This is a genomic window from Pedobacter sp. UYP24 (assembly GCF_054057295.1).
Map to the genome: position 1 here is coordinate 104,972 of NZ_JBSRZD010000001.1, position 12,513 is coordinate 117,484.

A 12,513-nucleotide genomic window follows, 5' to 3' on the forward strand; every position below is an offset into this window, starting at 1 on the left:
ACTTATATTTTGCTCAATAATCTTGCCGGGTTTCCTGCATAAACACCAGGAACGGATATACTTTTAGTAACTACCGCTCCAGCTCCGATTACCACATGATTGCAAATCTCCACTGGTAAAATCGTTGCATTACTTCCAATAGACACATGATCCCCAATTTTAGTTGCTTTCCACTTAGATTTATCTCCTTCCGCTGGACCCCCATTTTCAAAAAGGTCATTTATGAAAACCACACCATGCCCAATGAAACATTTGTTTCCAATTTCAACAAGTTCGCAGATAAATGTGTGCGACTGGATTTTACATTCAACGCCGATTTTAACGTCCTTTTGGATTTCTACAAATGGGCCTATAAATGTGTAGTCACCAATCTGGCATCCATAAAGATTTACAGGGTTTACTATTTTAACTGAATCACCAAAAAATACATCTTCAGCAATTTTCGATTCATAAAATTTCGGAGCCCCCATTATCTAAGCCTATTAGCAGACTGATATATTTTATCAATTATTTCTACTGTTTTCAATCCTTCAAAAGCATTTGCGGAAATTGATCCTCCATGAGATAAAACATCTACTAAATTCTCATAAATTTTATCGTGATTGGACATTGAACCTTGGTAGCTACCATAATTATTAGCTGTGTTCCCTATAGGAAGATTTTCAAACTTGAATCCTTCTATATTTTGATATTCAAGTTCATTTAAATACTGTCCACCAATTTTTACTGTACCTTTCTCAGCGAAAATGGTTAGAGATCCCTCCATGTTTTTCCCATAGCTGTTGACGGTGTAGTTGATAGTCCCTAATGCGCCATTATAAAATTCAAGTGCAACTACGCCTGTATCTTCAAATTCTATAATTTTTTGGTGTGCAAAATTACCCGTTAGTGCGTAAGCGCTTCTTACATCACCCACCATCCAGTACAGTAAGTCTATAAAATGGCTGAATTGCGTATAAAGAGTTCCGCCATCCAGAGCTTTGGTGCCCTTCCATGAATTGGCATAGTAGTCAAAGTTCCTGTTCCAAAAACAACTTAATTGAATGCTATAAATTTTACCTAAAATGCCTTTGTCAATCGCTTCCTTAACGGCTGCAACCGGCGGATTGAACCTGTTTTGTTTAATAGCAAATAACCGCTTGTTATTTTTTTCTGCGGCTTTGATCATCTCTCCGCAATCGTTCACATCAATCGCCATTGGTTTTTCACACAAGACATGCTTGCCAGCGTTTAACGCGGCTATGGAATGCTCCGCATGGACCCCATTGGGAGAACAGATTGAAACAACATCAAATTCTGTGTTGGAATTGAGCAAATCTCCAACGGAATAAAATGCTGAACAGTTATATTTTTTTGCCAGTTCATCTGCCTTTGTTTTATCAATGTCACATACTGCAGCCAGCGACCCATTGTTATTGATATGTTCAGCGTGACGCTGCGCAATTCTACCGCATCCGATTAGAGCAAAGCGAATAGCTTTAGTCATTTCTATATTCATGTATTAAATTCATTTCTATTCAGTTATTCTAATCTAGGTTGATTCGACACAACGATTGTTTCTGATGAACGGCAATTGAAAACCAAATCATCAGTAATAAAAACCCTGTTCTTGAGTTCATTAAAAAGAGTTCTTTAAAATTTATAAAAAAAATTAACAGAAGATAAAACAATAGAAATCTACAAAAAGATACTCGCTTGAAATTTATTACTGAAAACAACAACACATAAATAAATGGAAGTAGTATAAATGATAGACCTACAAATCCAATATAATGGATGATTTTGATGTATCCTACGTCACTATTCCCTACAAAATTCAATTCCCCAAAAATAGCACCAATATTTGATTTCGGCAAAAAATAAAAGTCATTAAATAAAATACTTGTTGTTTGGCTTTCGACTTTTCCGCCATCCACATACTGATAAAAGGATTCAAAAGCCCAAGGCAGAATTCTATCTGTTATAATGTCAAGGTCAACAATGCTTTTCAATTTAATAATTAATATACAGACAATGATTGGATAAATCATCAATCTTATTATGGTAGATTTTCTTATAGTTGGCTTTAGAATTGATGAGATTATTCCACGAAAATCCCGGAACACGAAGTATACTGCCAAAATGCACAATAAATAGAATCCGGTCCTACCTGACAAAAAACTGCCTAGAAATAACAAAATATTTCCTTCTAGATGAAATTTGATATCCTGTTGATACTTCTTTCCAATGACATACACAGCCACAAAAATTATTGACAATGCAGTGCCTCCCCCCATACTCCAGTCAGTACTTCTTGTACCAGACAAAACATCCCAAGAGTCTGCTAATTTGAAAGACATTAATGGAAGAATATTATTTTTTATAAATGGTGAGAATGCCGTGATACAAACTATAAATGCATTTAAAACGGTTGCATAATAAATCCTTGTATTAATCCATTTTTCGAAATCGGATTTATAGAGAGAAACATATTTGACTATAATTAATGCCGAAAAAGTGAAAATATACAACTTCAAAAACTCAACAAATAACGTCATATCTTTAAAACCCCAGCAAATGGCTACCAATGTTGAATAGGCAATACACAAGGAGAACGATTTTAAGAAGTTGGCAATTGGCAGAGGGATACGCAAATAATCCACAGCAAATAGTACGACAAAGATGACAGATAGTAAAACTGAGAAGATAAGGAATGAATCAAAAAACCTAAATCTCGGGCCAAATAATATTATATGTAGTAATATAACACCGATTAGGTTTTTTGAGACTGATATAAAATTACCCATTTATCAATTTCAAAAAATTATTCATTCCGAACAACTTCTGGGATCGTCGTCTCAATTCCAACTTACTTTGTATAGTTAGTTTGCCTAATTCAAATTCATTCTTTGTTTCAGAAAAAATTATCGTGTGCTCTGGAAAGTATTTTTTAGACAGTCTTACTGCTTCACCAACATATTCACCAACTATAACCCCTAGTCCATTATTTAAATATTCTACGAATTTTACGCTTAGGCGTGTCTCCCAGTCAGAAATTTTTGGCATCACTACGACACCATAATCACAAACTTGGAGAAAGTCACTATAATTAGTATTTACTTTAGTATCAAGAAGAAATATATCCTTGCAAATAAATCTGGTATCAGCTTTTAGATGGCTGTAATTCTGGCTAATTATACAAATTTTATACCCTTTTTTAATTGCTTTCTGAAAAAGACTATAATAAATTTCGATATTATTCCACCCATTATCTAAAGATCCATAGTATGCAATGACAATATCGCTAACATCGAAAGGCAATAATTCAGCCCTATTTAAATATCTGAAGTTATTACTGGATGTATAACATGGGATTTGTATTATCTTACGATTTTTATCGGTCACATGCAAATAATATTCAGTTTGCTTCTCAGAAACCGCTACGGTCAGTTCTGAGCTTTCCAAAATTTGCTTTTCCCATGTAATCCAGGCCCTGTAAAGCAAGCTGTTTTTCTTTATGAGACCTTTAGTAGTCGACTCCAGAACGAATAGGCTTCGAGCGTCAAATTTAAATTTATTCCCCTTAATTTTTTTTAAATAACAAAGCACCAGCCCCGGGAAATAACTTCTAGCGACAATTATATCTTCTTTCCTTAACATAAAAGAAAGTATAAATGCGTAGAAAAATGCCAAAACCGGAATGAAAAACAAACCAACATTACTAAATAAAAAAAGGCGATATGGGATAGCCATTGGGATCAAAATACATTTGACGTCACTAATTTTTGACATTTTTTTCCAAGGTTTCTCAATAGAGATAATGGCAACCTCATGCTCAAGGGAATTATGTCCAATGGGAGCAAGAACCTGACTCTTCGTCAATCCGTTATCTAATCCCTCATTTATAATTAAATAATAATGCATGTTAGGCAAAAAGCTTTTTCAATACCTTGTACATGAAAGTATTGGGATAACAGGGGTAGTCATAATAGGTCTTCTTTGGACGGTCCATAATCTGTTCGAATTCTTCATCAGTTACGTCAAATTTTTTAATCACAAATTCTTTATCGTCTTCCTGCATCTTTATTGGATATACATCGTTTTTAAGTTCTTCTAAAGCCGCATCCCTGGTCATTTCTCCTGCACAAATCAAACTGGACATGTGCATTTTTCGCTTATCAAAGCCAAACTTTACCGGCAATATATAACCTTGAAAAAATCTTGTATAAATAGATTCAAAATGTTTGCCCCCATAATCCCGCCACTCAAGGTTTTCTACCAATATTTTCTTTGCATCGTCCTTAACATAGTCGACATAGTCCAAAATGTTAATCCATTTTTTCGAAAAGCGGGTCGTATAAAATGACCACCAGTTTCCATGAGGAAAGGTTTTTAGTTTCTTCTTTCCAAATTGTTCATGAATGCTTTTTATATAAAGCCAGTCTTCGTGACCTTGTGACCAGGCTCCCGGATGGTGGCTCTCCGTTTTGGTATTGATACCTGAAATGATAAAGTCAATTTTCTGCTCTTTCGCTATCTTACGCATCAATGCAAAAATGGCATGATCTGAAGGAATTTCAGAATCCGGAGTGGATGCTTTTAAGAACGCCAGCTGCAGATCTTTGAATTCCTCCCAATTGATCACATGGGTATATAAATCAATACTCAACTTATTCAGGATGTTTTCAATATTCATTACAGCCAGTTCGCTATTCCACCCATTGTCCAGATGTACCGCAAGCGGACGCAGTCCAAGGTCTTTTACTAAATAAGCTACATAGGTGCTATCTACTCCACCACTCACACCAATCAGGCAATCATATTCCTTCCCCTCCCCTGCCTTTTTTATCTTTGAGATGAGTTGTTCAAGCGCTTGCTTCTTTTCGATATCTGATGAGAACTTTGAATTATCCTTATCATACTTGTGACAATGGTTACATACCCCTGCAGCATCAAATATTATATTGGGATCTGTTGTGTCCATCACGCATCTCGAGCAGATTTGATATTCCCTGTGGTTTGCCATTAATTTTAAGATTAAATAATTCACAAAAATAGCAAACTCCTTGTTACAAACCGACTTTTCTTAATTCTTTCTGATTTGGGTAGGTGATAAGAACGGCTTTGTGTTTTCCATGAAATACGAACATACTGCCTGCGGCCACTGCTGAAGTACCGCCTTCTGATGATGCACTTACGAAATCTTCAATTCTGCCAGCACCTCCGCAGCCTATAACAGGTATATTTACATTTGAGGTGATCATTTTTAAAAGCTTGAGATCATACCCCTGCATTGTCCCGTCTGCATCAACTGAGTTTATCATCAACTCTCCGGCCCCGCACGCCTCCATTTGCTTTGCAAATGTTAAAACATCATTCTTTACACTAATTTTGCCTGAAGAGGAGAACAATTTGTACTGACCCAATAAATTTTTTTTTACATCTATCGACACAACTATAGTCGAGCTTCCAAAAATAGATGCTGCCTCTCTAACAAAGTCCGGATTTTCAAGCGCATAAGTATTGACGGCTATTTTTTCAACCCCCAATTTTAAAATCTTTCTGATAGTGGAAACGTCTTGAATACCGCCTCCGTAACAAAATGGCATGAAACATTCTGTTGCCAGTTTATTAATTAAGTCATATGACGGTTCCCGGTTTTCTTTAGATGCGCTAATGTCCAAAAAAATAAGTTCATCTACCTCTTTTTCATTGAATATTTTGATTGCATTTATCGGGTCTCCTACATATTTTGGATCTTTAAATTTAGTAGTTTTTACCAATCCATGATCTTGCAAAAGTAAAACGGGAATAACTCTGGTTCTTAGCATTAGTATTTTTCGTAAAAATTTCTCAGCAGCCGCATTCCAAATTTATGACTTTTTTCAGGATGAAACTGAACGCCGAGTATGTTTTGTTTCTGGAAAGAGGATGTAAATGGTCCACCATAGTTCGTTGACGCTATTTCCTGAGACTGATCATCCAATTTAACATAATATGAATGCACATGATAAAATCTCATTTCTTCTTCTTCTGATTGGAAAAGATCCGTTTCGGTTGCTGGATTTACAATATTCCATCCCATATGCGGGACTTTTAAACTGGTGTCTGCGAGATTAAACTTTAAAGTTTTCCCATCAATCCATCCTAGGCCTTTGCAGTTTCCTTCTTCACTTGACTTAGTCATCAATTGCATACCAAGGCAAATTCCCAAAATAGGTACTTTTTCCCGCATCACCTTCTGTTCAAAAAAAGGTAGCCAGCCATCTTCATTCAAAACCCGCATACCTTCATCAAAGGCACCAACGCCGGGTAATATCAATTTGGTGGCGTCCATACACTGATCCGGATGCTCAACAATTTTAGAAGTAATTCCAAGTTTCTTCAGCATATTATGAATCGACCCAAGATTTCCCATTCCGTAATTTATAATATTAATCATCTATTAAAATCTAAGTAATTTTGCGCGTATACCGTATCTTGCTGCATCAGGAGAATAGTTGTAATGTAACACCCATTGGTTATCTCCCGCATAAAATAAGCCTTGTGAAGAATATATTTCCGACCCATTCTTATCCACTTCATACGGCTGGCTCCAAGAGTTACCTCCGTCTACAGAAAAGCTTAAACTTAATGGCGATCGATCAAAAACATGTTTATAAGAGGGTGAATTATTCCAAATTAAAGCTATTTTATTTTCATCTACTCTATAAAGAGCAGATGTTGATACGGGTGTATTAATTTTTGATTTTTCAATTACTGTCCAGTTTATCCCATTATTATAACTTTTTGAAAAAAGTAACTTGCCTAATTTTGATCTCATCACCATTAAAAGCTGTCCTTTTTTAAATTCTGCTACGCTTGGCTCCATTAGGGGGGTGGTAGATTTTATATCTTGTGTTTTATTCCATGTTTTTCCCTGATCGTCGCTGTAATAACAAAAAACATATTGCCCGTCATAATTACTATCAATATCATTAGTAAATGCTACCGGAATGATAATTCTCCCAGAAGAAAGAATCACTACACGATCATTAGCTATACAATTGTAACCATTTACAAATGACAATCGTTGCTCATCGGTCCATGTGAGACCATTGTCTATACTTTTCATGAAATATATTCGTGCGTCTGAGTAACTTTCTTGACGCAAGTAATAAAAATGATAGTAATTGCCAACCTTTATCATACTTGGCACTACAGAATTTAACTTCGCTTGATTAACTAGAAACCTTTCTTTTGCGCTAATCAAATTAAAATCCATGTCAAAAGTCTTTATTTGCAAATCTGCATAACTAAAATCATGATCGTCTGCAGACTCTGTAGCTACGAATACATATTTGCCATCAATAAATGCCGCAGAAGCAGAAAAATAGGCTTTAAAGGTTGCAGTTGGTTCAAATACATCGGCTTTCCTTATCTCTTCTACTTTGATAGTCGTTTGATTAAAGTCGATTACACTTTCTACAATATTTTCATGAGACATATTGTTCTTTTTACAAGACAATGCTGAAATTAAACAGAATAAAATTACTATTGATTTATATTTCATATGTATCTAAATAATTCAACAATATTTGCATCCCAATCACCAATAATACATTTGGACATCCAATTCAATTTCAACATTTCAATTTAAAGTCCAATAGATCTGTTCGATTGAAGATTTATAAAAATAGCTAATTCGATTATTACAATATGCCTCGCTATATGATGAACCCCACAAGATAATTTACCAACGTTAAACCCTCAGTCAGTGAGGTTTCATGAATTATTCATATTGTAGCCAACTAAAGCAATTATTTATTGTACAAATTTTTTAAATTTTGAGAATAGTTGGTTGCATAAAAAAAACCGTTATACCTCTCGACTGCTTCCGTCCATTTTAGTTTAAATGATTCATCTGTGTAAAATTTATCTATTGTTGTCAGTAACTTATTAACATCTATTGGAAGAATTGCTACCTTAATATCAGAATCATTTATTAAATCTATCATGGCGTTTGGTGCTTCAATAGTGGTAACTGTAATGGTTGGCTTATTTAAACTAATGCTTTCTTCTAATACATTGCTTGTGTGCGCAATTACTATATCATGCTTACAAATAAGATTATGAATTTTTTCATTGGTAGCTGCAACTGTAATGTTTTGGTTGTTTAAAGCTAATTTTGCTAATGATTCTTGTTCACCCTTCGATTGTAGTGGATGAAATTTTAAAGTTACTAGGAATTTCGTAAAATTTGATTCTACAAATGTCTCAACTAATTCCTTATTCAATTCATCCATATAGGGTTGTAAACAAAGTAAGACCTTATTAACTAATTTATTGCACGTTAAAGATCTAAAATCATCAATGCTTTTTTTCCCAATTTCAATAATTTTAACATCATTATTAAAAGAGTGTGCTTTTAACGCTAAAGATGTAGATTTTCCAAAAACAACGTACGCATATGGTTTTAACTTTATTTTATTTTTAACAATTTCTTCACTAATTGAGTATGCAGGATGATCTTTATCTATAGTCCCGTGTTGAAATTCATAAACTTTAATATCTAATATGTTACAAGCCGCTAGAAACCCTGTATTTGTTACTTCCGATGTAAATATTTTAATAGGTTTTTTTTCTTTAAATAACGACAACCAGAGATTTCTCTTTTGTATAAAATTTCGACATATATTATCGACATATTGACTGCTTATAGAAATATTTATTTCTTGATCTTTTAAAAATGTATTAAATCTATCAACAAAAAGTTGATTTTCTGTTTTTCTGTTTTTGTAGAAATGTTTAAGCACATCTAAATATGCTGTATCCCATTTTCCATATTTACGACTGGGATTTTTTGAATTTCTATTATATTCAAAATGTAAAATCTGAATATTTTTATCTTCAAAGAAATCAATTATTGGATCCATTAATGAATTATGATACAGGCCTTGCTCATCTAAAGCTAGTTTATCTATTGAGTTGGTGATAAAAAGATAGATTGGATAATTAATTTTTTTTAAATCTAAATAAAGTTTTATGGCTTTAAAAAACAATTTACTTTTATTAATAAGACTTAAAAAAAATACTCTTTTTGTTCCGATGTTTGAGCCAGCGCTTTTGTTTGAGATACTTAAGCAATGTAATAATAATGGATATTTTACAATTTGCCACAGTGAATATTGCTCATATTCTTGTGTAGCTAAAAATTCAATATTCTCAGTTTCAAAATTTTTAATTAAAGCTGAGGAATTGCCAAGAGCAAATTTATTATAACCCATTTTACTATTCTAGAAATGAATATTATTTAACATTTTGAAATTACGTAATAACATCTTAGTATAGGCGGACAATAAAACTATAGTTATTACTATTTTATAAACAATTGAAATGTCTCTGAGAAAATAAACTATAGTTGTAAAAACAACTACCAATATCATACATAGGGTAGGAAAGTGATTATATCCTTTTAGGTTAAGTCTTTGATAAGTTTTAAAATAAAAGCCTGCAAAACCAGTATATAATAAACCAATAAGTGTACTTATAGCTGCTGCATATATACCGTATTTTGGAATAAAAATTAAATTTAGCAATACATTAATAACTCCACCAACTGCCGAAATTCGCCACAAAATATTTGTATTTCCATGTGTTGTTAATTTTATACCTGCACTCCAATACATCGGTCGATAGGAATAACCCATTAAAATCAATATCCCAATATCATAGGACGCTTTTAACTTATCATTATTAACCATAATAGCAAATACTTCTTTTAACCATAGTGATGCTAAAAAAGTAACTATCATAAAAGTCCCCATCATAAAAAGAGTAAAGTTCCTTTCGTCCTGTAAGCTTTTAGCCGTGTTAGCTATATACATTTTTGTATAAAATGGGCCAACTGCCATCCCTATTGCGCCACCTATTACTTCCATTAACGAGCCAAATTGATAAGCAAAATTATAATATCCAATGGTTTTATGATCTACCTTATACCAATCTAACATCATTCTATCGCTTGAGTTGAGTAAAAACGAAGAATAATTATGTGGAATCATAGGCAATGAAACTCTTAGGTAGGGATTTATGAAATTTTTCCTCCAGGTAATTATTGGCCAAAGTTTTTGCTTTAAATAAATGGGTTTTAAATATAGAACAAAGCTTACTAATGCTGCTGCAAATATTGCAATGAACCAGCTTAAATAACCCAGCTGGAAAACTACTATACAAAGATATGTAGCCAAGACCGATACAACTCCGCTTACTATTGATACAATTGCAATAAATAGGGGCTTTTCTTTAAATCTAAAATAATAATTACCGATTGTATTTGAATTATCTAAAATAAAAATTTGCAAAAGACCAATTAAAGCTAAACAAAAAAAATTATCTCCATCTTCCTTGGGTACGACCATATATAATACCAAAAGATATATGGCAGCATAGATAAAACTCCATATAATTAAATGCCCATGTAACAATCGCCATAAAAAAGGCCAGCGTTTAGGATGTTGGTAAAAAGTATTTACAAATACCACAGAAAATCCTAAATCTTTTAATACTGAAATAAAAAATAAGTACGCTGTAATCACACCATAAATACCATAATCTTCCTCAGTTAAATACTTTGTAAATATTGGCAACAACAATAGTGACAATAATCTTGGTAATTGAGGTGCAACTGAGTAAAGAAAAGAATGTGAAAGTAATTTTTTAAACATCTAGGAAGTGCTCAATTAGTTTGTTTGCATAAAATCTATGCCCTTCTTTTGTTAAATGATGACCGTCTAGTTCTGTTATATATTTATCAATTAAATTTTTATCAGAATTGATAACACTAAAAGTATCTATTAATGAAATTTTATGAGATCCTATTTGACTAACTGCCTGCTTTATGACATTATTATATGAATTTATTGCTGACGATAAGCCTGGCGAATGCACTTCAGTTTTTTGATTGGTAGGTGCAATTGTAAAAAGAATTACTTTCTCGAACGTGATGATCGCATCACTAAGCCAATTTAATAGTATCTTATTATATTCTTCTTCAGAAGTATGATAATATATATTGCCTTTGCTCAAAAGCTTGGCCCTGTTTTTATGTATATAATGAATTGTTTTATTCTTAAGAAATGACGGTAGTTTCCAAATAATTTTCCTCAATAAAGGAGAAATAGGTCTTGGCGCACAATCGCAAATCCCTTCATGAATTATTAAAATATCTTTCTTCTCTTCAATGTAGGTATTATCCTCTTTATAAATATTAAAAAGTTGGGTGATTACAGAACCGCCTTTGGCTCTGTCATATAAATAGATTTGTTCTTCATTTTTAGTGCGTAACCAATTTGTAAAAATTTGAATATAAGTTTCGGACGCTTTTACTATCTTAGGTCGAGGTAAGCCTAATGAATCTGCGTAAAATTGAATAATCATATATTTATCTTAGTGTAAAATAATTCTATATTATTGCTCATTTCATTTATTGAATTAAATCACTTCATTATCATTTAAATAAGCTATAGTTTGTGAGTATAATCTTTGTTTAAAATTGTACAAAGTCTATAGCAACCGAACCAATTTTCATTCGATGTAACCTCCAATATTTTCATAAAATTGGAAACTTCTTTGATGATCTTTAATTGTGCATAAACGAAGATCACCACCATTAAAAAACGATTCTAACATTAGCCTAAGACCAGGTTTAAAATCAATATCCACGGAATAGTCCGCATCAAAAGCCTTAATTTCTACCGAACCTTTTTCCTGAATGGCCAAACGCTCAAGAGGTTTGAGATAATACTTCCTTTTTGAAGTTAGGACCTCAATGCCCCACCTACCTGGAGCATTCCAATTTGAGTTATAGGTAAAGAATATATTTCTGTCTGTTATTCCGCTACCAATAAATATGGAGCCAGCAGGATGCCAACTAATTTCATTGCCACCAACCATATTATTTAGTATTTTGGGCGTTCCCGCCAGATAAAAAAAAGTATCTATTACATGGGTAGAGTTTGCAATTATAAATTTTTCTAGAACCGAGGGAGCATACATATTAGCGTCAATAGTATGAGTCCATTCTGTGAACTCAAAATGAACAGATTTAATGCCTCCATCTTCTTTAATTTTTTCTTGAAGGATATTGATTGACGAATAAAACCTACGATTATAGGCAATAAATAAATTAACGTTCTTTTGATCTGACTGGATCGTTAATTCATCTATTTCTTTCTGATTTAGTCCGCCTGGTTTTTCGACAAGAATATTTCTAATTTTTTTGTTAATCAACAACAACGACGTTTCCTTCAGATATTCTACGTTCACCGCATTAATTGCAAAATCAAATCCATCATTGTCATCTTTGAAATAATTCTCTAGCCCTCCGCTATGAAAATCGAATTGAGGGAATTCTTCGTTTAATATTGTTATTTTTTCTTTTCCCCTACCAATAACGGTGACTTTAAAATCCAAACTTGCTAATACTTGCAAATACTCTTTAGCCATGTAGCCGCTACCTACTAATAATACTTTCATTCCTTTCAAACTCATTTT

At 33.1% G+C, this 12,513-nt stretch carries 12 protein-coding genes; all 12 read right to left on the minus strand.

What is annotated here, in order from left to right:
* Nucleotides 1-2: 2 nt before the first annotated feature.
* A complete protein-coding gene (locus ACVWYN_RS00450; RefSeq protein ID WP_457286849.1) occupies nt 3-470 on the minus strand; it encodes an acyltransferase in 468 nt (155 codons plus the stop codon).
* Nucleotides 470-1,498, minus strand: a complete 1,029-nt coding sequence (locus ACVWYN_RS00455) for a Gfo/Idh/MocA family protein (RefSeq protein ID WP_457286850.1) — start codon at nt 1,496-1,498, stop codon at nt 470-472. Before ACVWYN_RS00455 ends, ACVWYN_RS00450 begins: the two co-directional genes overlap by 1 nt.
* 28 nt (nt 1,499-1,526) lie before the next feature.
* A complete protein-coding gene (locus tag ACVWYN_RS00460; RefSeq protein ID WP_457286851.1) occupies nt 1,527-2,786 on the minus strand; it encodes a hypothetical protein in 1,260 nt (419 codons plus the stop codon).
* Entirely contained in the window at nt 2,779-3,861 is a 1,083-nt protein-coding gene (locus ACVWYN_RS00465; RefSeq protein ID WP_457286852.1) for a hypothetical protein, read from the minus strand. The genes ACVWYN_RS00460 and ACVWYN_RS00465 overlap by 8 nt, the downstream gene beginning before the upstream one ends.
* A gap of 43 nt (nt 3,862-3,904) precedes the next feature.
* Nucleotides 3,905-5,005, minus strand: a complete 1,101-nt coding sequence (locus tag ACVWYN_RS00470; RefSeq protein WP_457286853.1) for an N-acetyl sugar amidotransferase — start codon at nt 5,003-5,005, stop codon at nt 3,905-3,907.
* A 43-nt stretch (nt 5,006-5,048) separates the two neighbouring features.
* Nucleotides 5,049-5,810, minus strand: coding sequence for an AglZ/HisF2 family acetamidino modification protein (locus tag ACVWYN_RS00475; RefSeq protein WP_457286854.1), 762 nt, complete (start codon nt 5,808-5,810; stop codon nt 5,049-5,051).
* Nucleotides 5,810-6,421: an imidazole glycerol phosphate synthase subunit HisH gene (gene hisH / locus ACVWYN_RS00480; protein WP_457286855.1), complete on the minus strand. Its 612-nt coding sequence runs from the start codon at nt 6,419-6,421 to the stop codon at nt 5,810-5,812. Before hisH ends, ACVWYN_RS00475 begins: the two co-directional genes overlap by 1 nt.
* Nucleotides 6,422-6,424: 3 nt before the next feature.
* On the minus strand, nt 6,425-7,465 hold the full coding sequence (locus ACVWYN_RS00485) for a sialidase family protein (protein WP_457286856.1): 1,041 nt from the start codon (nt 7,463-7,465) through the stop codon (nt 6,425-6,427).
* Nucleotides 7,466-7,778: 313 nt separating this feature from the next.
* Nucleotides 7,779-9,245, minus strand: a complete 1,467-nt coding sequence (locus ACVWYN_RS00490; RefSeq protein ID WP_457286857.1) for a hypothetical protein — start codon at nt 9,243-9,245, stop codon at nt 7,779-7,781.
* Between the two features lie 9 nt (nt 9,246-9,254).
* Nucleotides 9,255-10,685: an oligosaccharide flippase family protein gene (locus ACVWYN_RS00495; RefSeq protein ID WP_457286858.1), complete on the minus strand. Its 1,431-nt coding sequence runs from the start codon at nt 10,683-10,685 to the stop codon at nt 9,255-9,257.
* A complete protein-coding gene (locus tag ACVWYN_RS00500) occupies nt 10,678-11,397 on the minus strand; it encodes a hypothetical protein (RefSeq protein WP_457286859.1) in 720 nt (239 codons plus the stop codon). Before ACVWYN_RS00500 ends, ACVWYN_RS00495 begins: the two co-directional genes overlap by 8 nt.
* Before the next feature lie 147 nt (nt 11,398-11,544).
* A complete protein-coding gene (locus ACVWYN_RS00505) occupies nt 11,545-12,510 on the minus strand; it encodes an NAD(P)-dependent oxidoreductase (RefSeq protein WP_457286860.1) in 966 nt (321 codons plus the stop codon).
* Between the last annotated feature and the right edge of the window lie 3 nt (nt 12,511-12,513).